Source organism: Ruegeria sp. THAF33 (genome assembly GCF_009363615.1).
Classification (GTDB): Bacteria; Pseudomonadota; Alphaproteobacteria; order Rhodobacterales; family Rhodobacteraceae; genus Ruegeria.
Genome location: NZ_CP045384.1, coordinates 2749164 through 2772861, shown reverse-complemented (window position 1 = coordinate 2772861; position 23698 = coordinate 2749164). Strand labels below are relative to the sequence as shown.

General features: G+C 56.8%; 36 protein-coding genes. 14 read left to right on the top strand and 22 right to left on the bottom strand.

Annotation, left to right across the window (positions count from 1 at the left end):
• The first annotated feature begins 24 nt into the window (after positions 1 to 24).
• A complete protein-coding gene (locus FIU92_RS13905; RefSeq protein ID WP_152459175.1) occupies positions 25 to 507 on the top strand; it encodes a hypothetical protein in 483 nt (160 codons plus the stop codon).
• A 90-nt stretch (positions 508 to 597) separates the two neighbouring features.
• The gene (locus FIU92_RS13900) at positions 598 to 1467 is read left to right on the top strand and encodes a DMT family transporter (protein ID WP_152459174.1); all 870 of its coding nucleotides are present in this window, start codon (positions 598 to 600) and stop codon (positions 1465 to 1467) included.
• Here FIU92_RS13900 and FIU92_RS13895 read toward each other — a convergent pair.
• Both FIU92_RS13895 and FIU92_RS13890 read right to left on the bottom strand, forming a co-directional pair.
• Positions 1452 to 2258 (bottom strand): putative rhamnosyl transferase, encoded by an 807-nt coding sequence (locus FIU92_RS13895; protein ID WP_152459922.1) that lies wholly within the window; start codon positions 2256 to 2258, stop codon positions 1452 to 1454. The two genes, FIU92_RS13900 and FIU92_RS13895, sit on opposite strands and share 16 nt — an antisense overlap.
• Before the next feature lie 4 nt (positions 2259 to 2262).
• Complete coding sequence (locus tag FIU92_RS13890; protein ID WP_152459173.1) at positions 2263 to 3069, bottom strand: putative rhamnosyl transferase; 807 nt, start codon at positions 3067 to 3069, stop codon at positions 2263 to 2265.
• 390 nt (positions 3070 to 3459) lie between these two features.
• Between FIU92_RS13890 and rpsL the strand changes: the two genes are divergently transcribed.
• The 9 genes from rpsL (at position 3460) to FIU92_RS13845 (ending at position 11795) form a co-directional block, all read left to right on the top strand.
• Positions 3460 to 3831: a 30S ribosomal protein S12 gene (gene rpsL / locus FIU92_RS13885; protein WP_005621086.1), complete on the top strand. Its 372-nt coding sequence runs from the start codon at positions 3460 to 3462 to the stop codon at positions 3829 to 3831.
• A gap of 15 nt (positions 3832 to 3846) precedes the next feature.
• Positions 3847 to 4317 (top strand): 30S ribosomal protein S7, encoded by a 471-nt coding sequence (gene rpsG / locus FIU92_RS13880; RefSeq protein ID WP_010441203.1) that lies wholly within the window; start codon positions 3847 to 3849, stop codon positions 4315 to 4317.
• 18 nt (positions 4318 to 4335) lie between these two features.
• On the top strand, positions 4336 to 6453 hold the full coding sequence (fusA, locus tag FIU92_RS13875; protein ID WP_152459172.1) for an elongation factor G: 2118 nt from the start codon (positions 4336 to 4338) through the stop codon (positions 6451 to 6453).
• Positions 6454 to 6513: 60 nt separating this feature from the next.
• Positions 6514 to 7689, top strand: coding sequence for an elongation factor Tu (tuf, locus tag FIU92_RS13870; protein WP_152457114.1), 1176 nt, complete (start codon positions 6514 to 6516; stop codon positions 7687 to 7689).
• 126 nt (positions 7690 to 7815) lie between these two features.
• Entirely contained in the window at positions 7816 to 9657 is a 1842-nt protein-coding gene (locus FIU92_RS13865) for an amidohydrolase (protein WP_152459171.1), read from the top strand.
• A 175-nt stretch (positions 9658 to 9832) separates the two neighbouring features.
• Positions 9833 to 10147 carry a 30S ribosomal protein S10 gene (gene rpsJ / locus FIU92_RS13860; RefSeq protein ID WP_008756422.1) on the top strand — a complete coding sequence of 105 codons (315 nt, stop codon included), beginning with the start codon at positions 9833 to 9835 and terminating at the stop codon, positions 10145 to 10147.
• Positions 10148 to 10162: 15 nt separating this feature from the next.
• On the top strand, positions 10163 to 10888 hold the full coding sequence (gene rplC / locus FIU92_RS13855) for a 50S ribosomal protein L3 (RefSeq protein ID WP_152459170.1): 726 nt from the start codon (positions 10163 to 10165) through the stop codon (positions 10886 to 10888).
• Positions 10885 to 11502 carry a 50S ribosomal protein L4 gene (rplD, locus tag FIU92_RS13850; RefSeq protein ID WP_152459169.1) on the top strand — a complete coding sequence of 206 codons (618 nt, stop codon included), beginning with the start codon at positions 10885 to 10887 and terminating at the stop codon, positions 11500 to 11502. Before rplC ends, rplD begins: the two co-directional genes overlap by 4 nt.
• The gene (locus tag FIU92_RS13845; RefSeq protein ID WP_152459168.1) at positions 11499 to 11795 is read left to right on the top strand and encodes a 50S ribosomal protein L23; all 297 of its coding nucleotides are present in this window, start codon (positions 11499 to 11501) and stop codon (positions 11793 to 11795) included. Before rplD ends, FIU92_RS13845 begins: the two co-directional genes overlap by 4 nt.
• A gap of 91 nt (positions 11796 to 11886) precedes the next feature.
• On the opposite strand, the gene FIU92_RS13840 is transcribed toward FIU92_RS13845, so the two are convergent.
• Positions 11887 to 12276 (bottom strand): MarR family winged helix-turn-helix transcriptional regulator, encoded by a 390-nt coding sequence (locus tag FIU92_RS13840; protein WP_254443893.1) that lies wholly within the window; start codon positions 12274 to 12276, stop codon positions 11887 to 11889.
• A 149-nt stretch (positions 12277 to 12425) separates the two neighbouring features.
• Between FIU92_RS13840 and FIU92_RS13835 the strand changes: the two genes are divergently transcribed.
• Together FIU92_RS13835 and FIU92_RS13830 are read left to right on the top strand one after the other, a co-directional pair.
• On the top strand, positions 12426 to 13007 hold the full coding sequence (locus FIU92_RS13835) for a YceI family protein (protein WP_152459166.1): 582 nt from the start codon (positions 12426 to 12428) through the stop codon (positions 13005 to 13007).
• 98 nt (positions 13008 to 13105) lie between these two features.
• Complete coding sequence (locus FIU92_RS13830) at positions 13106 to 13726, top strand: hypothetical protein (protein WP_216646548.1); 621 nt, start codon at positions 13106 to 13108, stop codon at positions 13724 to 13726.
• 215 nt (positions 13727 to 13941) lie between these two features.
• Here the strand turns inward: FIU92_RS13830 and FIU92_RS13825 are convergent, their stop codons facing one another.
• The 13 genes from FIU92_RS13825 to rpmC all read right to left on the bottom strand — a co-directional run bounded on the left by FIU92_RS13825 (position 13942) and on the right by rpmC (position 19251).
• Positions 13942 to 14103 carry a DUF1127 domain-containing protein gene (locus FIU92_RS13825; protein ID WP_224859333.1) on the bottom strand — a complete coding sequence of 54 codons (162 nt, stop codon included), beginning with the start codon at positions 14101 to 14103 and terminating at the stop codon, positions 13942 to 13944.
• Positions 14104 to 14463: 360 nt separating this feature from the next.
• Positions 14464 to 14847: a hypothetical protein gene (locus FIU92_RS13820; RefSeq protein WP_152459163.1), complete on the bottom strand. Its 384-nt coding sequence runs from the start codon at positions 14845 to 14847 to the stop codon at positions 14464 to 14466.
• A 117-nt stretch (positions 14848 to 14964) separates the two neighbouring features.
• On the bottom strand, positions 14965 to 15153 hold the full coding sequence (gene rpmD, locus FIU92_RS13815) for a 50S ribosomal protein L30 (protein WP_050605831.1): 189 nt from the start codon (positions 15151 to 15153) through the stop codon (positions 14965 to 14967).
• Between the two features lie 12 nt (positions 15154 to 15165).
• Complete coding sequence (gene rpsE, locus FIU92_RS13810; RefSeq protein ID WP_039538294.1) at positions 15166 to 15735, bottom strand: 30S ribosomal protein S5; 570 nt, start codon at positions 15733 to 15735, stop codon at positions 15166 to 15168.
• Between the two features lie 116 nt (positions 15736 to 15851).
• Complete coding sequence (gene rplR / locus FIU92_RS13805; RefSeq protein WP_152459162.1) at positions 15852 to 16211, bottom strand: 50S ribosomal protein L18; 360 nt, start codon at positions 16209 to 16211, stop codon at positions 15852 to 15854.
• An 11-nt stretch (positions 16212 to 16222) separates the two neighbouring features.
• Positions 16223 to 16756, bottom strand: a complete 534-nt coding sequence (gene rplF, locus FIU92_RS13800) for a 50S ribosomal protein L6 (protein ID WP_152459161.1) — start codon at positions 16754 to 16756, stop codon at positions 16223 to 16225.
• An 11-nt stretch (positions 16757 to 16767) separates the two neighbouring features.
• On the bottom strand, positions 16768 to 17160 hold the full coding sequence (gene rpsH, locus FIU92_RS13795; protein WP_068340741.1) for a 30S ribosomal protein S8: 393 nt from the start codon (positions 17158 to 17160) through the stop codon (positions 16768 to 16770).
• A 13-nt stretch (positions 17161 to 17173) separates the two neighbouring features.
• Positions 17174 to 17479, bottom strand: coding sequence for a 30S ribosomal protein S14 (gene rpsN, locus FIU92_RS13790; protein ID WP_010437098.1), 306 nt, complete (start codon positions 17477 to 17479; stop codon positions 17174 to 17176).
• A 19-nt stretch (positions 17480 to 17498) separates the two neighbouring features.
• The gene (gene rplE, locus FIU92_RS13785; RefSeq protein ID WP_152459160.1) at positions 17499 to 18059 is read right to left on the bottom strand and encodes a 50S ribosomal protein L5; all 561 of its coding nucleotides are present in this window, start codon (positions 18057 to 18059) and stop codon (positions 17499 to 17501) included.
• Positions 18052 to 18363 (bottom strand): 50S ribosomal protein L24, encoded by a 312-nt coding sequence (rplX, locus tag FIU92_RS13780; protein WP_152459159.1) that lies wholly within the window; start codon positions 18361 to 18363, stop codon positions 18052 to 18054. Before rplX ends, rplE begins: the two co-directional genes overlap by 8 nt.
• A 2-nt stretch (positions 18364 to 18365) precedes the next feature.
• Complete coding sequence (gene rplN / locus FIU92_RS13775) at positions 18366 to 18734, bottom strand: 50S ribosomal protein L14 (protein ID WP_039523372.1); 369 nt, start codon at positions 18732 to 18734, stop codon at positions 18366 to 18368.
• 75 nt (positions 18735 to 18809) lie between these two features.
• Entirely contained in the window at positions 18810 to 19040 is a 231-nt protein-coding gene (gene rpsQ / locus FIU92_RS13770) for a 30S ribosomal protein S17 (RefSeq protein ID WP_152459158.1), read from the bottom strand.
• 4 nt (positions 19041 to 19044) lie between these two features.
• Positions 19045 to 19251 carry a 50S ribosomal protein L29 gene (gene rpmC / locus FIU92_RS13765; RefSeq protein WP_093965352.1) on the bottom strand — a complete coding sequence of 69 codons (207 nt, stop codon included), beginning with the start codon at positions 19249 to 19251 and terminating at the stop codon, positions 19045 to 19047.
• Positions 19252 to 19590: 339 nt separating this feature from the next.
• Between rpmC and FIU92_RS13760 the strand changes: the two genes are divergently transcribed.
• Positions 19591 to 20034, top strand: a complete 444-nt coding sequence (locus FIU92_RS13760; protein WP_152459157.1) for a GFA family protein — start codon at positions 19591 to 19593, stop codon at positions 20032 to 20034.
• A 77-nt stretch (positions 20035 to 20111) separates the two neighbouring features.
• Here the strand turns inward: FIU92_RS13760 and FIU92_RS13755 are convergent, their stop codons facing one another.
• The 6 genes from FIU92_RS13755 to rplB all read right to left on the bottom strand — a co-directional run bounded on the left by FIU92_RS13755 (position 20112) and on the right by rplB (position 23608).
• Positions 20112 to 20732 carry a 2OG-Fe(II) oxygenase family protein gene (locus FIU92_RS13755; RefSeq protein ID WP_152459156.1) on the bottom strand — a complete coding sequence of 207 codons (621 nt, stop codon included), beginning with the start codon at positions 20730 to 20732 and terminating at the stop codon, positions 20112 to 20114.
• Between the two features lie 234 nt (positions 20733 to 20966).
• Positions 20967 to 21380 carry a 50S ribosomal protein L16 gene (gene rplP / locus FIU92_RS13750; protein WP_117872242.1) on the bottom strand — a complete coding sequence of 138 codons (414 nt, stop codon included), beginning with the start codon at positions 21378 to 21380 and terminating at the stop codon, positions 20967 to 20969.
• Between the two features lie 12 nt (positions 21381 to 21392).
• Positions 21393 to 22100, bottom strand: coding sequence for a 30S ribosomal protein S3 (gene rpsC, locus FIU92_RS13745; protein WP_152459155.1), 708 nt, complete (start codon positions 22098 to 22100; stop codon positions 21393 to 21395).
• Positions 22100 to 22480, bottom strand: a complete 381-nt coding sequence (gene rplV / locus FIU92_RS13740; protein ID WP_039538267.1) for a 50S ribosomal protein L22 — start codon at positions 22478 to 22480, stop codon at positions 22100 to 22102. Before rplV ends, rpsC begins: the two co-directional genes overlap by 1 nt.
• A gap of 3 nt (positions 22481 to 22483) precedes the next feature.
• Positions 22484 to 22762, bottom strand: a complete 279-nt coding sequence (gene rpsS / locus FIU92_RS13735) for a 30S ribosomal protein S19 (protein WP_068348022.1) — start codon at positions 22760 to 22762, stop codon at positions 22484 to 22486.
• Between the two features lie 3 nt (positions 22763 to 22765).
• Complete coding sequence (rplB, locus tag FIU92_RS13730; protein ID WP_008757664.1) at positions 22766 to 23608, bottom strand: 50S ribosomal protein L2; 843 nt, start codon at positions 23606 to 23608, stop codon at positions 22766 to 22768.
• Between the last annotated feature and the right edge of the window lie 90 nt (positions 23609 to 23698).

Below are 23698 nucleotides of genomic sequence, written 5' to 3'. Positions count from 1 at the left end.
TTTCGGATTATTTTGAGCTGAACAATGGACACCAAAAGCAACTCTTTCGAGGACCGTGTGGCGCGGATCAAAAAGCGTTCGGCAGAAAACACACACAACTCGCCTATGCCTCGAACCGAGAGTATCTGGCAACGTCTGGGGTATCCCGCTGCGTTTATGGGGGCTTTTTTACTGGGTGTTTTTGCGGTCTTCCTGTCCCGCCTGATTCAATACCAATCGGTTGGCATTCCGGTGCCCGGAAAGGTGGGAACGCAGGATTTCGTAAGCCTCGGCCTTGCAGGCGGGGCCTGCATCATGGTTATGCTGTTTCTGAAAGGTAAACTGCGAGAGTTCGCCGGGGCGCTCACGGTTGGTGCGTTGGTGACGACCTTTTCCTTTCATAATTTCGTGTGGAAATATCCTGTGTTTTTCGAACTTGTATACGGGGAAGACTGGGTAGAGTTTGTAAAAGACACGACAGAGCCTTCCAGCCTGAACCTGTTCGGGACCATCCTTCCATTCGGTTGATGATCTCTGCACCCCTTGGAGCGTTGTTGACATCCAGCCCGACTCGGCGGCCAATGCGGGGCAATCAATTGCCCCGGAGCCCGAAGCAGCATGACCCCAAACACCAAAGGCGCTTTGCTGATGATGGGCAGCATGGCTGCCTTCACCCTGAACGACACGCTGGTGAAGGTTGCCTTGCAGGATCTGCCATTGTTTCAGCTGGTGGCCATGCGCGGGTTTCTGGCGGTATTTCTGATTTATGTGCTTGCCCGGTCACTGGGCACGTTGCATCTGAATTTTTCGCGCCATGACAAGTGGCTGGTTGCACTGCGCTGCCTTGCAGAGCTGGCGGCGACATTCTTTTTCCTGACGGCGCTGAAGAACATGCCGCTTGCCAATGTTACGGCCATTCTTCAGGCATTGCCTCTTACGGTAACATTGGGTGCTGCTTTGGTTTTTTCCGAACAGGTTGGTTGGCGACGCGCTTTGGCAATCGCCGTGGGTTTCGTCGGAATGCTGCTGATCGTAAGACCCGGGCCAGAGGGGTTCAGCGTGTATTCCATCTATGCGCTGGTTGCAGTGGTTTCGATTACAGTTCGGGACCTCATCACGCGACGCATGTCAGCCGACGTGCCGTCAATGCTGGTTACCCTGGCCACATCGGTTTCCATAGCGGGGGCCGCGGCAATAGCTTCGGTTTTCGAAGGATGGGTTGCGGTTTCGGCAACGGCGGGTTCCCTGGTCGCGGCGGCGGCCGTGTTTGTGCTGCTTGGCTATTTGTTCAGCGTCATGGTCATGCGTCAGGGAGATGTCGGATTCGTTGCACCATTCAGATATTCCAGCCTGATCTGGGCGCTCGGGTTGGGTTGGGTCGTGTTTGACGAATGGCCTGACAGCCTGACGATGCTGGGTGCTGTCCTGATCGTGGGTGCCGGTCTGTTCACCTTGTTCCGGGCACGTGCGCGTCAGGGCTTGGCGTGACGCCGTCTGACCACGTCCGGATCAATGGCGAAACGGGTTTGAAACTCGAGCTCCTGCTGCCGGGTAAGAGGGTTGAGCGCGACATCCGTGTTTCTGGTTCGCGGTGAGTCATTGAACCGGTTCAATCCCCGTACCCACATCGGACTATCGGGTCGGGTCACAACGGGCATCGCGCGGTTGATCCTGTTATGGGCAAAATTCATGATCGATTTCCGCTGCCCGCCCCGCACGTACATTCCCAGACCGGCAGTGATCAACGGGCGATGCACGCGCGTGGCCTGTATCCCCTCGGAATTGGCGCGAGCCAGATAACCGCAGTTGAAGTCAACGGCGACCATCGCGTGCCTTTCGAACAAGCCAACGCATTCCCTGACACAGCCCCGGAACCGCTCGACAAAATCCACGGCCACTGCATCATCATCGTCATGGCGAAACTGAAGGCAGGGTTGATCGGGATCGTTCCGCGCCGAATTCAGGACATCCTGCATGATTTTTCTGTGCCGCCCCGGAGGTTTCGCGACAATGCGCACCTGTTTCAGCCCACCGGTCAGATCGTTGAGGCGGTCAAATGCCGGCTTGGGCAGGCAGTCACCGACCACGATCACCAACTGGAAATCTTCGTCGGACTGTTTTTTGAAACCGGGCAGGGCGACCGTCTCGAACAAGCGAAACCGTTCTTCCAACCTGTCGTGCTGGTACAGGAATTGCCGTCTTTCTTCGACACTCTCGTGCGTTGTCTGAAAGCCGCCAATTGCGGGATAGGAAAACCGACAAAGGCCAATCACTTGCATTTTCTCAGCGCGCCGCATATCTGGCCTCGAACGCGTCAGGGTCGATCGAGAACCGTACCCGCAAGCCTTCTGCCTGTTCAGGCGTGAAAGGCGATAGCTCGCTGGTATCTTTGCGCGCGTGGTCCGAGTCGTTGAAATCGTGCAGCATCCTTACCCACATGGGCGTGTCCGGATAGCTGACCACGGGCATGAACCGGGCGAGCCTGTTGTGCAACCGGTCAAAGATCGTCCGCGTGCTGCCGGCTTGAACATACATGCCCAGGCCAACGCCCAGCAGCGATCGATAGACCCGAGCGGCCCGAATTCCGCGGGCCTCGCGCCGGGCGATGTACCCTTGATTGAAGTCTATACCGACGGACTCGCTCTGCTGCATCAGCCCTGTGTTTTCGACAACAGCAGCGCGAAGGCGTTCCATGAAATCAACGGAAACGGCGTCATCGTCATCATGCCGAAACTGTAGGCAGGGCTGATGCGGGTCCGCGCGGGCGGTGTTCAGCACCTCTCGCACAATCTGCTTATGATACCCTGGTTCTTTTGCAATGATACGGATCTGTTTGATCCCGGCGGTCAGGTCGCGCAGCCGGTCCGCATGGATCTGAGGCAGGCACGTCCCGGTCAAAACATACAACTCGAACGTCTCATCGGTCTGGGTGCCAAAACCGGGCAGGGTGATTGCCTCGAAAAGACGAAAGCGTTCTTCCAGCCGGTCGAGGGCATACAGAAATTGCCGTTGTTCTTCAATCGTATCCCGGTTCAGCCGAAAACCGCCGGTTGCGGGATAGGAAAACCGGCAAAGGCCAATCACTTGCATCTGTAATCCATCAGCAGATATTCGACCCGACTATGCCCTTGCCGCGGTTCAGCCGCAACCGGGACAGCGGCGCGCAGGAAAGGCAATCCTACAGGCTGCATTCAACGCGCGCGCCGGGGCGCTGGGATAGGGCTGTTGACACTTGGGACGACTCCCCCTATACGCGCGTCATCTCGGTACCGGGGGCCGCCCCGTAGCCGATTCCAGTAATGAACTGGTCAAGGCCCGGACAATTTTATAGTTCGCGCCCTCTGAGAACCAACCGCGACGTTCACCTCGGAATGGGAACGCTCGTGGGTTTTGCGCTTGTGGACGCATAAGTGCAGCGAATTTAGCCGCACGCAACGCGCGTGCATGTCATGTGTGTTGCAAAACGGGGAAAGAACCGGAATGCCAACTATTCAACAGCTGATCCGCAAGCCGCGGCAGCCCAAAGTCAAACGCTCGAAGTCCATGCACCTGGAGCAGTGCCCGCAAAAGCGCGGTGTCTGCACACGTGTCTATACCACAACGCCTAAAAAGCCGAACTCGGCGATGCGTAAGGTTGCCAAAGTGCGCCTGACCAACGGGTTCGAGGTCATCTCGTACATCCCCGGTGAAAGCCACAACCTGCAGGAACACTCGGTTGTTCTGATCCGTGGCGGCCGTGTGAAAGACCTTCCCGGTGTGCGTTACCACATCCTGCGCGGTGTTCTGGATACTCAGGGCGTCAAAGACCGTAAGCAACGTCGTTCGAAATACGGCGCGAAGCGTCCCAAGTAAGAAGGAGAGGCTGATATGTCACGTCGTCACGCCGCCGAAAAACGCGAAGTCCTGCCTGACGCCAAATTTGGCGACAAGGTACTGACCAAATTCATGAACAACCTGATGATCGACGGCAAGAAGTCGGTCGCAGAGCGCATCGTCTACAACGCATTTGACCGCGTTGAGAACAAGGTAAAGCGCGCTCCTGTCGAAGTGTTCCACGAAGCGCTCGACAACATCAAACCTTCGGTCGAGGTTCGCTCGCGCCGGGTTGGTGGTGCAACTTACCAGGTTCCGGTCGAAGTGCGCCCCGAGCGCCGTGAAGCACTGGCCATCCGCTGGCTGATCACCGCTGCGCGCGGCCGCAACGAAAACACCATGGAAGAACGCCTCGCCGGCGAACTGCTGGACGCCGTACAGTCCCGCGGTACTGCCGTTAAGAAGCGCGAAGACACCCACAAGATGGCCGAGGCGAACAAAGCCTTCAGCCATTACCGCTGGTAATTCTAGAGGCTTATCCAAATGGCACGCGAATATCCGCTCGAACTATACCGTAACTTCGGTATCATGGCGCACATCGATGCAGGCAAGACGACCTGCTCGGAACGCATCCTGTATTATACTGGCAAATCCCACAACATCGGTGAGGTGCACGATGGTGCCGCCACCATGGACTGGATGGAGCAGGAGCAGGAACGCGGCATCACCATCACTTCGGCTGCGACCACCACGTTTTGGGAACGCACCGAGGACGGTAAAACCGCCGATACCCCCAAGCACCGCCTGAACATCATCGACACCCCCGGCCACGTTGACTTCACCATCGAAGTCGAACGCTCGCTGGCGGTTCTCGACGGTGCCGTCTGCGTTCTCGACGCAAACGCCGGTGTTGAGCCCCAGACCGAAACCGTGTGGCGTCAGGCTGACCGCTACAAGGTTCCGCGTATGGTTTTCGTCAACAAGATGGACAAGATCGGCGCGGACTTCTTCAACTGCGTTCGCATGATCGAAGACCGCACCGGCGCACGTGCTGTTCCGGTTGGTATCCCGATTGGCGCCGAATCCGAGCTGGAAGGTTTGATCGATCTGGTCACCATGGAAGAATGGCTGTGGCAGGGTGAAGACCTGGGCGCAAGCTGGATCAAAGCTCCGATCCGCGACAGCCTGAAAGACATGGCTGAAGAATGGCGCGGCAAGATGATCGAAGCGGCCGTCGAAATGGACGACGACGCGATGATGGAATACCTGGAAGGCAATGAGCCCGACGTTCCGACCCTGCGTAAACTGCTGCGCAAGGGCACACTGGAAATCGCGTTCGTTCCGGTACTGGGTGGTTCTGCGTTCAAGAACAAAGGCGTTCAGCCGCTGCTCAACGCTGTGATCGACTATCTGCCCAGCCCGCTGGACGTTGTCGATTACATGGGCTTCAAACCCGGTGACGAGGACGAAGTTCGGGACATCGCCCGTCGTGCTGACGACAACATGGCGTTCTCGGGTCTGGCGTTCAAAATCATGAACGACCCCTTCGTCGGTTCGCTGACCTTCACCCGGATTTATTCGGGCGTGCTTAACAAGGGTGACTCGATCCTGAACTCGACCAAAGGCAAGAAAGAGCGCATCGGTCGTATGATGATGATGCACTCGAACAACCGGGAAGAGATCGAAGAAGCATTTGCAGGCGACATCATCGCGCTGGCGGGTCTGAAAGACACCACCACCGGTGACACCCTGTGTGATGCGAAGGATCCGGTGGTTCTGGAAACCATGACCTTCCCCGATCCGGTGATCGAGATCGCGGTCGAGCCCAAAACCAAGGGCGACCAGGAGAAAATGTCTCAGGGTCTGGCGCGTCTGGCGGCCGAAGACCCGTCCTTCCGTGTGGAAACCGATCTGGAATCGGGTCAGACCATCATGAAGGGCATGGGCGAACTTCACCTGGACATCCTGGTTGACCGCCTCAAGCGCGAGTTCAAGGTCGAGGCCAATATCGGTGCGCCGCAGGTGGCCTATCGTGAAACCATCTCGATGCCGGTCGAGCACACCTACACCCACAAGAAACAGTCGGGTGGTTCGGGTCAGTTCGCCGAGGTCAAGCTTGAGATCACTCCGACCGAGCCGGGCGAAGGTTATTCGTTCGAAAGCCGCATCGTTGGTGGTGCTGTTCCGAAGGAATACATCCCGGGTGTCGAAAAAGGCATCCAGTCTGTCATGGACAGCGGCCCTCTGGCTGGCTTCCCCGTGATCGACTTCAAGGTTGCCCTGCTGGACGGTAAGTTCCACGACGTTGACTCGAGCGTTCTGGCGTTCGAAATCGCTGCCCGTATGTGCATGCGTGAAGGCATGCGCAAAGCCGGCGCGAAACTGCTGGAACCGATCATGAAGGTCGAAGTGATCACCCCGGAAGAATACACCGGCGGTATCATTGGCGACCTGACCTCGCGTCGTGGCCAGGTGTCTGGTCAGGAACCGCGCGGCAACGCAATCGCGATCGACGCGTTCGTTCCGCTGGCGAACATGTTCGGCTACATCAACACTCTGCGTTCGATGTCGTCGGGCCGTGCCCAGTTCACCATGCAGTTCGACCACTACGATCCGGTTCCGCAGAACATCTCGGACGAGATCCAGGCGAAATACGCATAAGCGAAGATTTGAGGGAGCGTGGGTATCACGCTCCCTTCATTACCGAAAAAGGAGGCCATCATGGCAAAGGAAAAGTTTGAGCGTACAAAACCGCACGTCAACATCGGCACGATTGGCCACGTTGACCACGGCAAGACCACGCTGACCGCAGCAATCACCAAGTATTTCGGTGACTTCAAAGCGTATGACCAGATTGACGGTGCGCCGGAAGAAAAAGCGCGCGGCATCACCATCTCGACCGCCCACGTGGAATACGAGACCGACAACCGCCACTATGCGCATGTCGACTGCCCCGGCCACGCTGACTACGTCAAGAACATGATCACTGGTGCGGCGCAGATGGACGGCGCGATCCTGGTTGTGAACGCCGCTGACGGCCCGATGCCGCAGACGCGCGAGCACATCCTGCTGGGCCGCCAGGTTGGCATCCCGAAGATGGTCGTGTTCCTGAACAAAGTTGACCAGGTTGACGACGAAGAGCTGCTGGAACTGGTTGAGATGGAAGTTCGCGAACTGCTGTCTAGCTACGACTACCCCGGCGACGATATCCCGATCATCGCAGGTTCGGCTCTGGCGGCGATGGAAGGCAACAACCCGGAAATCGGCGAGAACAAGATCCGCGAGCTGATGGCGGCTGTTGATGAGTATATCGACACCCCCGAGCGTGCCGTTGACCAGCCGTTCCTGATGCCGATCGAAGACGTGTTCTCGATCTCGGGTCGTGGTACCGTTGTGACCGGTCGTGTCGAGCGTGGCGTGATCAACGTTGGTGACGAGATTGAAATCGTCGGCATCCGCGACACCACCAAGACGACCTGCACCGGCGTTGAAATGTTCCGCAAGCTGCTGGACCGCGGTGAAGCGGGCGACAACATCGGCGCGCTGCTGCGTGGTGTTGACCGTGACGGCGTTGAGCGTGGCCAGGTTCTGTGCAAGCCGGGTTCGGTGACCCCTCACACCAAGTTCGAAGCCGAAGCCTATATCCTGACCAAGGAAGAAGGCGGTCGTCACACCCCGTTCTTCGCGAACTACCGTCCGCAGTTCTACTTCCGGACCACGGACGTGACCGGCACCGTGACCCTGGCCGAAGGCACCGAGATGGTCATGCCCGGCGACAACGTGTCGTTCGGCGTTGAGCTGATCGCGCCGATCGCGATGGAAAACGGCCTGCGTTTCGCGATCCGCGAAGGCGGCCGCACCGTCGGCGCCGGCGTTGTGTCGAAAATCATCGAGTAATTCGCGCAAGCGAATGATCAGACGGAAAGGGCGTCCCGCGGGGCGCCCTTTTTCATTTTCGTAAACGCACAACGAGATGCTACCCTTTTCTGTATTGAAGCATTGCAATTCGAAAGAGGTCATAAGATGCACGTATCGGCACGTTCACTCTGTCTTGTCGCAGCAATCGCGTTTTCATCAACCTCGGCATCGTCCCAACAAATCGCGGATCGCATTTATCTTGGCGGTCCAATCGTCACGATGAATGACGAAGGCCCCTCTGCCGAAGCGGTTGCAGTCAAAGACGGGCGTATTCTGGCCGTTGGATCGCTGTCTGATCTATCTGCGTACCAAGGTGATAGAACGGAAACCTTCGATCTGAACGGACGCGCGATGCTGCCGGGCTTTGTGGACAGCCACGGGCATGTTGTCATGGGAGGTTTGCAGGCACTGTCAGCCAACCTTCTCGCGCCGCCGGATGGAGATGTCGTTGATATCGCAAGCCTGCAATCAACACTGTCCAACTGGGCCGCTGAGAATGCGGAAGCCGTTGAGCAGGTGAAAATGATCGTTGGCTTTGGTTACGACAACGCGCAGCTGAAGGAGCTGCGTCACCCGACACGGCAAGAACTGGATATGGTGTCCCAAGACTTGCCGGTCATCATCATTCATCAATCCGGGCATTTGGGGGTCGCAAATTCAAAAGCTCTGGAGTTGGCAGGTATCACCGCCACCTCAGAAGCACCTCCGGGCGGTGTGATTCAGCGCGATGAAGCTGGTGAGCCTAACGGCGTTCTGGAGGAATACGCGTTCTTTTCGGTTCTTGTTCCTATGCTTGGAAATCTGGGTGAGAAAGGCTTGGCGGCATTCGCGAAGGCCGGAACAGAGCTTTGGGCAAAGTTTGGATATACAACCGGACAAGAAGGCCGATCGTCCGGCGAGATTGTCGAGGTTCTCAGGAAAGTTGCTGCCGAAGAAGGGCTGCCCATCGACGTGGTCGCGTTTCCAGACGTTTTGGAAGCTCGGGAGTTCATCAGAGAAAACACATCGGCAGACTATGAGAACCGGGTCCGGGTTGGGGGTTGCAAGCTGACAATCGACGGTTCACCGCAGGGTTTCACAGCCTTGCGGGATCGACCCTATTACAATCCGGTTGGAAATTATGCCGCCGGGTATGCCGGATATGCCGCCATAACGATGGAGCAGCTTCAGGACGCGGTGAACTGGTGTTATGAGAACGGCTTCCAGATCCTTGTGCATTCCAACGGCGAAGGAGCATCCGATATGCTGATTGCGGCCCTTGAAGAAGCGCAGATCAAGTATGGCGACCCAGGCAACCGCCCCGTTCTGATACACGGCCAGTTTCTGAGGGAGGATCAGGTTGCCAGTTTCAAACGGCTTGGCGTGTTCCCGTCGCTTTTCCCGATGCACACGTTCTATTGGGGCGATTGGCACCGGGATCATACTGTGGGACCGGTCAATGCCGACAACATCTCACCCACGGGATGGCTGCGAGAAAGGGACATGATGTTCGGCACACATCACGATGCCCCGGTCGCGTTTCCCGACAGTATGCGGGTTCTTGCCGCGACGGTCACTCGCCGCACCCGTTCGGGCGACATATTGGGGCCGCATCAAAGGGTGGACGTCATGACTGCACTTAAGGCCATGACTATTTGGCCTGCGTGGCAGCATTTTGAGGAAAACGAGAAGGGGTCGATTGAAGTCGGAAAAGTTGCAGACTTTGTGATCTTGTCTGACGATCCTACGACGGTCGATCCAGAGACCCTAGCCGAGCTCAAAGTGCTTGTAACCGTCAAAGGTGATGAGGTTGTTTACGAAGCTGAAGAAGGTGTCAGAGAGGGAAAGATGCGTTTTTCTCCATTTTCCAGTGACCCAGTTATTGCGCATCTTTTTATGCACGCGGTTTACCAAGGAATGAAGGTCGAAAGTCCATGGTTAACCAATGGCGTTTCTGGAGGTGAATAGAAGGTTTTCATTCTGGCATTTGCCTCTTGCAAAAACGCTCAGGTCGCTATAGTACGCGCGGGTTCTCAATAAGAACATCAAGGCGGGGTGATTCCCGCCTTTTGGGTTCGATGAGGGTTGGCGATGCGCGTCTGTCCTCCTCTCAACTCCAACGCCTGAATAAAAGGCTGTTAATATGCAAAGCCAAAACATCCGTATTCGGCTGAAGGCATTTGACTATCGCGTTCTGGATGCCAGCACGCAAGAGATCGTCAACACTGCCAAGCGGACCGGCGCGAACGTGCGCGGACCGATCCCGCTGCCGAACAAGATCGAGAAGTTCACGGTTCTCCGTGGCCCTCACGTTGACAAGAAATCCCGCGACCAGTTCGAGATCCGCACGCACAAGCGTCTTCTCGACATCGTTGATCCGACCCCCCAGACCGTTGACGCGCTGATGAAGCTCGACCTCGCTGCTGGTGTGGACGTCGAGATCAAGTTGCAGTCGTAATCGGAGGGTATGAGAATGCGCTCTGGTATTATCGCAAAAAAAGTTGGCATGACCCGCCTGTTCATGGAAGACGGCAAGCAGATCCCTGTGACCGTTCTTCACTTGGACAACCTGCAGGTCGTTGCACAGCGGACCGCTGACAAAGATGGCTACACTGCCGTTCAGCTGGGCGCCGGTGCTGCCAAGGCAAAACGCACCTCGAAAGCCATGCGCGGTCACTATGCCGCTGCCAAGGTCGAGCCCAAGCGTAAGCTGGCCGAGTTCCGCGTCTCCGAAGATGGCCTGATCGAAGTGGGTGCCGAGATTTCGGCAGAACACTTCCTGGAAGGTCAGAAGGTTGACGTTTCGGGCACCTCGATCGGTAAAGGCTTTGCCGGTGCGATGAAGCGCCACAACTTCGGTGGTCTGCGCGCCTCGCACGGTGTTTCGATCAGCCACCGTTCGCACGGTTCGACCGGTCAGTGTCAGGACCCGGGCAAGGTGTTCAAAGGCAAGAAGATGGCCGGTCACATGGGTGCTGCCCGTGTAACGACCCAGAACCTGGAAGTCGTCAAAACCGACGCCGAGCGTGGTCTGGTCTTCATCAAAGGCGCCGTTCCCGGACCGAAATCGGGCTGGGTCACCGTCAAGGACGCCGTGAAGAAGAAAGCACCGGAAGGCCTGCCTTTCCCGGCTGCTGTGAAATCGGCTGCATCTGATGCACCTGCGGAAGAAGCTCCCGCGGAAGGTGGTGAAGCATGAAACTTGATGTAATCAAACTGGACGGCGGCAAAGCCGGCGACATCGAGCTGAACGCCGATCTGTTCGGTCTCGAGCCGCGTGCAGACATCCTGCACCGTGTGGTCCGTTGGCAGCGCAACAACGCGCAGGCCGGCACCCACAAGGTCAAGACCCGCTCGGAAACCAGCTACTCGACCAAGAAGATCTATCGCCAGAAGGGCACCGGTGGCGCACGCCATGGTGACCGCAACGCGCCGATCTTCCGCAAGGGTGGCATCTACAAGGGCCCGACCCCTCGTTCGCACGGCCACGACCTGCCGAAGAAGTTCCGCAAGCTTGGCCTGCGCCACGCTCTGTCGGCAAAAGCCAAAGCAGGTGAACTGGTTGTGATCGAGAGCGCCGAAGCCGAAGGCAAGACCGCCGCTCTGGCCAAACAGGTTGCAAACCTGGGCTGGAAACGCGCTCTGGTCATCGACGGTGCGACCGTGAACGAAGGTTTCCTGAAGGCGTCGCGCAACATCGAAGGTCTGGATATCCTGCCGTCGATGGGTGCAAACGTTTATGACATCCTCAAGCGTGACACCCTGGTGCTCACCAAAGCGGCTGTCGAAGCACTGGAGGCTCGACTGAAATGAGCGCGAAGGCAGAACACTACGACGTGATCCGCAAGCCGATCATCACTGAAAAGTCGACCATGGCGTCCGAAAACGGCGCGGTTGTCTTTGAAGTGGCGATCGACAGCAACAAGCCGCAGATCAAAGAGGCCGTTGAGGCGCTGTTTGGCGTGAAGGTCAAAGCGGTGAACACCACCGTGACCAAAGGCAAGGTCAAGCGGTTCCGCGGCCAGCTGGGCAAGCGGAAAGACGTCAAGAAGGCCTATGTGACCCTGGAAGAGGGGAACACCATCGACGTGGCCACCGGTCTCTGATCGGACCCGTCACTTGGACAATCAGAACCCCCGCGCAAGCGGGGGTTTTTTGTTTGGCACACGTCGTTTGCTCGTTGCCCCGGACGGCTTCCTATTCAGCTTGCTTGCGCGCGGTTTCGATGAAGGCCTGCCAGCCATCCGACTTGCCAAAGGCGCGCATCTTTTCGTGCAGCAAGGGGCCGTAGATTTCCCACATACGTTTTCGCAGCTCTTTCCCCTTGTCGGTGATCTTCAGGACTTTACCCCGCCGGTCACCGTCAAAGGACACATATGTGATCAGCCCTTCTGCAACCAGGCGCCTGCTCAAATGGGACAGGTTCGATTGCTCGAATATGGTGTCCTGAGCCAGCTCGTAGGGACGCAGTTGGCCGCCGTGCCGCTCGAGGGACCAAAGGATATCGTACCATTTCAAAGGCGGCAGGCCAGCGTCTTTCAGGGCGGCACTGATTTCAAACTGGATGAGCCGTGTCGTCCGGTTCATTGCAACCCAGATGTCGGTTTCCAGTGATGTTGGCAGATCACTCTTCACAACTTCGTGTTCTCCTAGATTCAGATTGCGGTTTCTAGCGTGTTCAATTAGATGAAAATTCAACTAATATCCAGCCCCTACCGGATGAAAGGAACTTAGCCATGAGCTTTTACTCTATGATCGCTGCCGCCGCCCTGACCGTTGCCGTGGCACCTGCCTTTGCGCAGACCTACAAGACTGACCAGGGGCATACAGAAGTCCGCTTCAGCTGGAGCCATGCAGGCGTGTCCACCCAGCATGGCGAATTCACCAAAGTCGAAGGTGTGCTGGATCTGAACGCTGATGATGTAGAGGCATCGACACTGAACGTGACGATCGACACTAACAGCTTGTCCTCGGGGTTTGGGCCTTTGGACGATCACCTTAAGTCGGCGGATTTTCTCGAGGTCGAAACCTATCCGGAAATCACTTTCGTCAGCACGGGAATTGAACGGACGGGCGACACCACGGCGGATGTGACCGGCGACCTCACCATTCATGGTGTAACCAAACCCGTAACTCTGAAAGCCACGCTGACTCACCAAGGCCCGCATCCGCTGGGCGGTGCCATTGAATACTATCAAGGCGACTGGGTGGCGTTCTCGGCAGAAGCTGAGATTGACCATACGGAGTTTGGCGTCGGACCATTCTCGACCGGGCCGATCACCATCCTCATCGACACCGAGATGAAGGCTGACGGGTAAGAATGGTAAGTCAGCCCGCTGGCGCTACATTGAATGCTATGGCTGACTCAAAGAACACACCGCAGCATGGAAAAAAGCAGCACACCCTGCTACGACGCTTGCTAGGTGGTTTCGCGACCTCGGCGGATCAAACCGACGAGGTCGCTTTCGTCTCTGATCCATCAGCTGAACGTGAGCAGGTGCTGGAGAAGATGCGCGCGTTTAACGGTGAGCCGTATTTCCAGATAGCAGATGAAAAGCTGGGGCTCTTGTCGGTATTCGATGATCTGAAATACGATCGGGCGGATGTGGACATGATCTCTCCGGCGATGCGTAAGCATGTTGTCACCAAGCTTGGTCCGCTGGGGTTTCGACAGATTTCCGGTACGGTGCTGGAGCATGTGAAAGCCGACATGCGTGTACATATTCCAAAGTTCCACGCCCTCGGCGCGTCGCCCTTTGACATTACGCGCTACACAGACAAGCGCGCTCAGGACTATTGCCTGCTGACCCCGACGCAGGTGGCTTGCCAGTTCATCGATCATTATATTTTGGACGACGCCGTGCAGCGGATCGAAGTGCTTGTTGAGAAGCACCCAATCAACCTGCTAAAACTGGCGGATTATCTGGAAGGCAAACCCAAGCACCGTGCGTTTCGAGAGGTTCTTGGCCATATCAAGCTCAAACAGCGGATTGCAGTGGAGTCTGAACCACTCTGCCGCAGGCGGTCTTTGGGGTAGGGCGTCAGAAGGCCAGGGGTCAGGGAAACGTATGTTGCGGGAGCCCACGGTTGGAAAGCGCCGTAGAGCCGGATTTTAGCTCCGTACAGCGGCATTGTGATCTTCAGTGGGCCTATCCTGCTGTTACGCGTTTACTGGTCGTGCTGTGAGCCAACGCGTGATACAAAAAAAGGCGCCATTCGGCGCCTTTTTGTATTTCTGCGGATTATCCGCGATCAAGAGCAGTAAACATGTTTGTGCGCAATATCTGCGATGTCGCAGCGGCGGATGCCGATGTCATCCAGTTCGCGGTTGGTCAGGCTCTGCAGTTCGCGGTATGTGCGCTGATATTCAGCGGCCCGTTTGCGTGCGGTTTTGATCCGTTCGATCATGTCCATGATCCGGGTGCCGAAGTTGAAGCCGGTATTTGTCAGTGTTGCGGTTGTCATTTCTGTGTTCCTTTCTCAAATCAGGGCGAATTCCCTGACGTCACCTTTTGTGTTCCTTGTTTGGACAAGGCTGAGATAGGGCTGATGGTTATCGCTAACAATATAGGTTTCGGTCTAGCCGTTATGCGTTTTCGGTATGACAAAGGTTGATCCCAACGCATTACGGATCGCGCAAGACATTCGGAATATTATGTACTTGCGTCAGAAGCACTCAGAAACTGCTGTAACGGCGCTTCTCCTATTGAACGCAGGCCGTGTGGCAGTGCTAACACCTTGCGATAAACCTGTACGAAATGCCCTAAAAACCGACTATTTCCTAATCTTCCCCTCGTATCGCTCTTTTTGTTCATTAACCAGAATCAGTTTGCCGTTGTTCACGACGTAAAGATCAAACCGGGGGTTTTGGTATCCAATGCAACGCATCCCGTTGTCATAGAATTTGTATGAGTTTGCTTTCCATGTTTGGCCATCCCTTTTGTAGGAATAGGTTCCGTCGGAAAAATATGTTTCTGTGTCTTTGCCAGTGTAAACGACTTTGCGTCCCGCAAGGTTGTTTTGGAGCCAGGCTGCATTCACTTTCTGGTCGCCGTCTGAGAAATAGCTTTTCGAAAGTTTTGGAGCCTTGTTAGGGCAGGCTGCGTGCGCTGAGACACCAATGGCCGTCGCGCAAAGCGCGGATAGGAACAGTTTCATCTTTTCTCACTCTTTAATCAAAATGGATCAAAACGATACGTCAGACGCAGTTAAACGCAAGAAAAAACGCCCCTGAAAAATATCAGGGGCGTTTCGAACTCTGCGAAGATTTAGCGATTAGCCGCGCTCTTCGACGATCTCTACCAGATGCGGGATCTTGCGGATCATGCCGCGGACCGAAGGAGTGTCTTCCAGTTCACGGGTTTTGTGCATCTTGTTCAGGCCCAGACCGATCAGAGTTGCGCGCTGTTCGGCGGGGCGGCGGATCGGGGAACCGATCTGCTTGACGACGATGGTTTTTGCCATGGGTCGCTCTCCTTATGCTTCTGCTTCAGCAGCAGCCGGTGCTTCGTCCCGCTTGGGCAGGATGTCGGCAACCTTTTTGCCACGACGTGCGGCAACCGAACGCGGGCTCTGCTCTTTTTGCAGGCCGTTGATGGTGGCGCGGATCATGTTGTACGGGTTCTGCGAGCCCAGCGACTTGGACACAACGTCCTTGACGCCCAGCATTTCGAACACGGCACGCATCGGACCACCGGCGATGATACCGGTACCTTCAGGTGCGGTACGCATAACCACTTTACCAGCGCCGTGACGGCCTTCGATATCGTGGTGCAGGGTACGACCTTCGCGCAGTTGCACGCGGATCATCTGACGCTTGGCTTGTTCGGTCGCCTTACGGATGGCTTCAGGTACTTCTTTCGCTTTACCTTTACCAAAGCCGACGCGGCCTTTCTGATCGCCGACAACCACCAGAGCGGCGAAGCCAAAGCGCTTACCACCTTTTACGGTTTTCGACACACGGTTGATCGCAACCAGGCGATCTGCAAATTCCGGTGCTTCGTCACGGTCGCGGCCACGGCCCCGACGGTTTTCACGTTCTGCCATCTTGGCATCCCTTTTCTCTAGAGGCGCTCTCGGCGCCGTTTGTTCAATCCAAGTGAGCCCCGACTAGTGCCGAGGCCCCCGGATCATCGGGGCGGATCGAAACCCGCCCGCAGGTCTTAGATCTTCAGACCACCTTCACGCGCAGCGTCGGCCAGAGCCTTCACCTTGCCGTGGAACAGGAAGCCACCACGATCGAAATAGGCCTCTTCGACGCCTGCCTTCTTGGCACGCTCTGCAATGGCCGCGCCGACTTTGGTCGCCGCATCGATGTTGTTTTTGCCAACAACGCCCAGATCCTTTTCCAGGGTCGAGGCCGAGGCCAGGGTCACGCCACGTACGTCGTCTATCAACTGAACAGAGATGTTCTTGTTCGAACGGTGTACGGACAGACGCGGACGACCCGCGTTGACCTTGCGAAGTTTGTTCCGAACGCGCAGGCGGCGCTTCAGAAACAGGGTTCTTTTGCTGTTTGCCATTGTGTTCGTCCTTACTTCTTCTTGCCTTCCTTGCGGAAGATGAACTCGCCCTTGTAGCGGATGCCTTTGCCTTTGTAAGGCTCGGGGCGGCGCCATTCGCGGATTTTGGCCGCGGTTTCGCCCACCAGCTGCTGGTCGATACCTTCCACAACGATCTCGGTCTGCTTCGGGGCGGTGATGGTGACACCTTCCGGAGCAGTGAAATCAACATCGTGGCTGTAGCCCAGGTTCAGCTTCAGGGTGTTGCCCTGCATCTGAGCCCGGTAACCAACACCCTGGATCTCCAGCTCTTTTTTGAAGCCAGTCGTCACACCGGTTACCAGGTTGGCAACCATGGTGCGGCTCATGCCCCATTGCTGGCGAGCACGTTTGGACATGCCGCGGGGGTCGATCTTGACCACGTTGTCTTCAACCGACAGCGTTACGTCGTCGGTGGCGGTAAAGCTGCGGGTGCCCTTCGGACCTTTCACTTCGATGGTCTGACCCGACACAGTGGCGGTAACGCCGCTGGGCAGCTCGACCGGTTTTTTACCAATACGAGACATTGCAGACCTCCTTAGAAGACGGTGCAGAGCACTTCGCCGCCAACATTGTTGGAGCGAGCGTTTGCGTCCGACATCACACCTTTCGGAGTGCTGACAATCGACACACCCAGACCCTGACGGACCTGCGGGATGTCATTGACGCCCATGTATACGCGACGGCCGGGCTTCGAGACCCGCTTCAGTTCGCGAATGACAGGGGTGCCTTCGTAGTACTTCAGGCTGATTTCGATGGCCGGATGACCGTTTTCACCGGTCGTTTTTTCATAGCCACGGATGTAGCCTTCGTCCGCCAGCACGTCCAGAACCCAACCGCGCAGCTTGGAAGCCGGGGTGGAAACGGTGGACTTGCCGCGCATTTGCGCGTTGCGGATACGGGTGAGCATATCGCCGATAGGATCATTCATATCTATGTCTCCCTTACCAGCTCGATTTCACCATGCCGGGGATCTGACCAGCAGAACCCAGCTCGCGCAGCGCGATACGGCTGACCTTCAGCTTACGGTAGTAAGCGTGGGGACGACCTGTCAGCTGACAGCGGTTGTGCAGACGAGTGGCCGAGCTGTTGCGCGGCAGCTTCGCCAGTTTCAGACGCGCTTTGAAGCGCTCTTCCATCGGCTTGCTTTCGTCATTCGCGATTTCTTTCAGCTCGGCACGCTTTGCGGCATATTTGGCCACCAGGCGTTCGCGCTTCTTTTCGCGTTCGATCATTGCTTTTTTAGCCATGTCTCAATCCTCCCGGCGCTTACGCGTTGAACGGCATGTTGAACGCTTTCAACAGTGCCTTTGCTTCAGCGTCGGTTTTCGCTGTGGTGGCAATTACGATATCCATGCCCCAGACCTCGTCGACCTTGTCGAAATCGATTTCCGGGAAAACGATGTGCTCTTTCATGCCCATGGCAAAGTTGCCCTGACCATCGAAAGAAGGCTTTACACCGCGGAAGTCACGCACGCGCGGCAGCGCGATGGTGATCAGACGATCCAAGAATTCGTACATCCGGTCACCACGCAGGGTCACTTTCGCGCCCAGCGGCATGTCTTCACGGACGCGGAAGCCCGCGATCGATTTCTTTGCCTTGGTTGCAACGGCCTTTTGACCGGCAATCGCAGTCAGATCCTCGACCGCAGCTTTCGCTTTCTTCGAGTCTTTGACGGCCTCGGCACCACAACCGATGTTCAGAACGATCTTCTCCAGCTTGGGCAGCTGCATGTCGTTCTTGTAACCGAACTCTTCTTTCAGAGCGGCACGGATGGTTTCAACGTACTGAGTTTTCAGACGCGGGGTGTAGGTTGCGTTATCAAGCATCGATCACGTCCCCTGTGGTCTTGGCGAAGCGGACCTTCTTGTCACCTTCCATGCGGAAGCCAACGCGGGTCGCTTTGCCGTTCTTGTCCAGCAGTGCCAGGTTCGACAGGTCGATCGGGTTTGCCTGAGGCAGACGACCACCTTGCGAGTTCTGCGACTGGCGGGTGTGACGGATGGCGATGTTGATGCCATCAACAACAGCTTTTCCGGCTTTGGGGTCAACCGAGGAAATGGTTCCCTCTTTGCCCTTGTCCTTGCCGGCCAGCACGACGACCTTGTCGCCTTTGCGGAGTTTAGCAGCCATGATTACAGCACCTCCGGAGCCAGCGAGATGATTTTCATGAAGTTCTTGCCGCGCAGTTCACGAACAACGGGGCCAAAGATACGGGTACCGATCGGCTCGTTGTTGTTGTTCAGGATGACGGCGGCGTTGCGATCGAAACGGATCGCGGTGCCGTCTTCGCGACGGACTTCCTTGGCGGTGCGTACGACGACGGCCTTGCGGACGTCACCTTTCTTCACGCGACCGCGCGGGATGGCTTCCTTCACCGAGACGACAATGATGTCGCCGACGGAGGCGTATTTACGCTTGGAACCACCCAGGACCTTGATGCACTGAACTCGGCGAGCGCCGGAGTTGTCAGCGACATCCAGATTGGTCTGCATCTGGATCATGTGGTTTCTCCCGACCTGTGGGGGCTGGTCTTGTTAATTCCCCCAGGGTTTCGACAAATGGAAAGGTCTGGGGGCTTATGCCTCCAGAACCTCCCAACGTTTCGTCTTCGATTTCGGCGCGCATTCGATGATGCGTACAGTGTCGCCGACCTTGAAGGCGTTCTTTTCGTCATGAGCCCGGTATTTCTTGGACTTACGAACGGTTTTGTGCAGCAGCGGGTGCTTGAAACGGCGTTCAACCGAAACAGTCACGGTCTGCTCGTTGGCGTCGCTGGTTACTACTCCGGACAGGATACGCTTAGGCATGGGATTACTCCTCCGATGCCGCAGCAGCGGCCTTTTCGTTCAGAATGGTTTTGACGCGGGCAGCATTGCGGCGGGCCGCTTTGATGCCGGCAGTGTTTTCCAGCTGACCGGTTGCCTGTTGAAAGCGCAGGTTAAAGCTTTCTTTCTTCAGGTTGGCCAGTTCCTCGCGGAGCTGGTCCGGGGTCTTTTCACGCAGTTCTTGGGCGTTCATCGCCTTTTTCCTTTGCTCAAAACACCAGAAGGCCCCGTACACGGGTCACCTTGGACCTGGTGGATGAATGATAGACATGCGAATCTCCCGACAACGCCGGGCGACACGCAGGATGCCGCCGTATAAGGGTTTAGGGAGTGGGGGGCAAGGGAAAGTTTGACGTCTTCTTGATGGCGAGGGAATTGGATGCTCTCGGTCGCCGAACGGGTTACCAATCACGAAACTTCCGCGAAGTATTCCTCATCCAAACTCAGGCCAAGGTCTGTATTGCCAACGTGCCGCGTTCGGCGCCCAATAGAGAAGGCCCAAAAGCCTGAAGTTCACAGAGGAGGTAAGAAAATGACCAGCCCTTATTCAGGAGGATGTGAACACGTCAAGATAGTCGCGACGGCAGAACCGATAGACAACCATGAATGCCACTGTGATGTCTGTAAGTCCGTGACCGGACAGCACACAACCCATGTTGCGTTCTTTAACTACACAGACCTGTCAGCAGACCCCGAAGACAAGATGAACCGTCAACCATTCAACGCCAACAATCCCGATGGCCCTTTAGAGCTTTGCACCTGTTCTGAGTGCGGGGCCGCGCTGATGCTGGATGATAAGCAAAAACGCATACGCGTGGCTGTACCCAACGTGATGGGGTATGATGACAGCAAGTTTCCTGCAGCGACTTACCACGCGTTTTACGATGACAGCAAAGGGTACCCCAAGCCTGATGACGGACGACCGGTATATGAAGCGTTCCGTCCAGAATTTTCTTGGCCTTCACCTGCCGCCTGACAGGGCTTTCGTTCATTCTGGGCGGAGTGCCAACGGTGTTCTCCGGCATTCAAGATGCCGTTATTCGGTGGGAGCGTTCAGTCCCACCGATAGTTAAAACTGACAGATATCCGCTCTTCCTCGGCCATGTTCATCGGGACCTCGTGGCGCAGCCAGCTTTCCCAAAGCAGGACATCCCCCACCTGCGGTTTCATGTAGATGAATGGCTGCAAATCGCGCCGCCCGCCTTTCAGACGCGTCGGCGCAGCCATCATGCGGCCTGAACGGGGGTCCTCCAGTTTCAGCGCGCTCGCCCCCTCGGGCATCGCCACATAGGTCGTGCCCGAGATCACGCTGTGCGGGTGCAGGTGGCTGGAGTGCATGCCACCCTCGGGCAGGATGTTGATCCAAAGGTCTTCCAGTTTCAACGCGCCCTCGCCCAGATCGAACTCCAGATCCTTGGCAAAGGCCGCCACGTGCTGATCCAGTACCTCCACCAGATCGGCAAAGATCGGGAAGCGCCAGGGCAGATCGGTCAGCGAGGCATAGCTGGTGTAGCCGGGATAGCCGTTTTCCTCACACCATTGCTGCCCGGCCTCGTCATCTTCGGCGATGACAAGGCACGAGTCTTCCAACTCTTCCGCATCGATCGCGGGATCGAACTCGGACAGGGCTGCGCGATAAAGACGGGTTACGAAGAGAGATTCAATCTGTGCCATAGCGCCCTCTTAACCTAGCTTCATCGCGATTGCGATGGCTCTTTTGCGAGGCTCTGCCTCGCGCTCCGGGATATTTTTTGCCAGATGAAATCCGGATCCCCCGCTTCATCTGGCTTTAAATATCCCGGGGGAGTCGCGGCTTGCCGCGGCGGGGGCAGCGCCCCCAAATAATAAACCCCCGCCGGTTTCCCGACGGGGGTCAATTTTGTCACGAACGGGGAAACCCCGGATCGCTTACCAGTCTTCGCGAACCACGACGCGGGTCTTGATCGGCAGCTTCATCGCGGCCAGGCGCAGGGCCTCGCGGGCGATGTCGTCATTGACGCCGTCGATCTCGAACATCACGCGGCCGGGCTTGACCTTGCAAACCCAGCGGTCCACCGAACCCTTACCTTTACCCATACGAACTTCGATCGGCTTTGCAGTGACCGGAGTGTCGGGGAAGATACGGATCCAGACACGACCCTGACGTTTCATGTGACGGGTCATGGCACGACGTGCAGCTTCGATCTGACGTGCGGTGACGCGCTCGGGCTGCAAGGCTTTCAGACCGTAGGTGCCAAAGTTCAGATCAGAGCCGCCCTTGGCTTCTCCCTTGATCCGGCCTTTGTGCATCTTGCGGAATTTCGTACGCTTTGGTTGAAGCATCTCAAATCCTCCTTAGCGACGGCCGCCTGCACCGCGAGGTGCCGGACCATCCTGGAGTTCCTGTGCTTTACGGTCACGTGCCTGCGGATCGTGCTCCATGATCTCACCTTTGAAGATCCAGACCTTGATCCCGATGATCCCGTAAGGAGTCATCGCTTCGGCATGTGCGTAATCGATGTCGGCACGCAGGGTATGCAGAGGCACGCGGCCTTCGCGATACCATTCGGTCCGTGCGATTTCGGCGCCGCCCAGACGGCCAGCGACGTTCACCCGGATACCCAGGGCGCCCATGCGCATGGCGTTCTGAACCGAGCGCTTCATTGCGCGACGGAACGAAACACGACGTTCCAGCTGCTGAGCGATCGACTCGGCAACCAGCTGCGCGTCAAGCTCGGGCTTGCGCACTTCGACGATGTTCAGGTGCAGTTCGCTGTCGGTCATACCAGCAAGCTTTTTGCGCAGAACTTCGATGTCTGCACCTTTCTTGCCGATGATGACACCCGGACGTGCGGTGTGGATCGTTACGCGGCACTTCTTGTGCGGACGTTCGATGATCACACGTGCAACACCGGCCTGCTTGCACTCTTTCTGAATGAACTCACGGATCTTGATGTCTTCCAGCAGAAGATCACCGTAATCCTTGGTGTCAGCGTACCAGCGGCTGTCCCAGGTGCGGTTGACCTGCAGGCGCATGCCGATCGGATTGACTTTATGTCCCATTAGGCTTGCTCCTCAACTTGACGCACCTTGATGGTGATCTCCGAGAACGGCTTCATGATCTTGCCGAAACGGCCACGGGCACGCGGGCGACCGCGCTTCATGACCAGGTTCTTGCCAACCCAAGCTTCGGCGACGATCAGTTCGTCAACGTCCAGGTTGTGGTTGTTTTCGGCATTCGCGATTGCGGACTGCAGGCACTTCTTGACGTCCTGCGCGACACGCTTGTTCGAGAAAGTCAGGTCGGTCAGAGCCTTCTCGACTTTCTTGCCGCGGATCATTTGCGCAACCAGGTTCAGTTTCTGCGGGCTGGTGCGAAGCATGCGAGTTTTCGCCATTGCTTCGTTTTCAGCCACGCGGCGGGGGTTCTTTTCCTTGCCCATGACTTACTTCCGCTTCGCTTTTTTGTCTGCGGCGTGACCATAGTAGGTACGAGTTGGCGAGTATTCACCGAACTTCTGACCAATCATGTCTTCCGTGACGTTTACCGGGATATGCTTCTGGCCATTGTACACACCAAAGGTCAGACCCACGAATTGGGGCAGAATGGTGGAACGACGCGACCAGATCTTGATGACTTCGTTGCGGCCCGACTCGCGCGCTGCTTCGGCTTTTTTCAGCACATAAGCATCGACGAAAGGACCCTTCCAAACAGAGCGAGACATAGATTAACGTCCCTTCTTCTTGGCGTGCCGCGAGCGGATGATCAGCTTCTGGGACGCTTTGTTCTTGTTGCGGGTACGCTTACCCTTGGTGTCCTTACCCCACGGTGTAACCGGTGTACGGCCACCCGAGGTACGACCTTCACCACCACCGTGCGGGTGATCGATCGGGTTCATTGCAACACCACGAACCGACGGACGAACGCCTTTGTGGCGCATACGACCGGCTTTACCGAGGTTCTGGTTCGAGTTGTCGGGGTTGGACACGGCACCAACGGTGGCCATGCATTCCTGACGGACCATGCGCAGCTCGCCCGAGCTCAGACGGATCTGAGCGTAGCCGCCATCGCGACCAACGAACTGAGCGTAAGTACCGGCCGCACGTGCGATCTGACCGCCTTTGCCAGGCTTCATCTCGATATTGTGGACGATGGTACCAATGGGCATGCCCGAGAACGGCATTGCGTTGCCCGGCTTGATGTCGGCCTTGGCAGATGCCACGACTTTGTCACCAACAGCCAGACGCTGCGGAGCCAGGATATAGGCCTGCTCGCCGTCTTCGTATTTTACCAGTGCGATGAATGCGGTCCGGTTCGGGTCGTATTCGATCCGCTCGACGGTTGCCGCGACATCAAATTTGTTCCGTTTGAAGTCAACGATCCGGTAGAGACGCTTTGCGCCACCGCCGCGGCGGCGTGAAGTGATCCGTCCGGTGTTGTTCCGGCCGCCCGATTTGGTCAAACCCTCAGTGAGAGACTTGACCGGACGTCCTTTCCAAAGCTCCGAACGGTCGATCAGCACCAGCCCGCGCTGGCCCGGCGTCGTCGGCTTGTACGACTTGAGTGCCATGCTTTCTGTCTTCCGTTTAGCAAGTGCGAGGGGGTTCCCCGCTATGTGAGAGGCCCCCGTAGGTGCCAAGGGTATAGGGCCCCGAAGGTC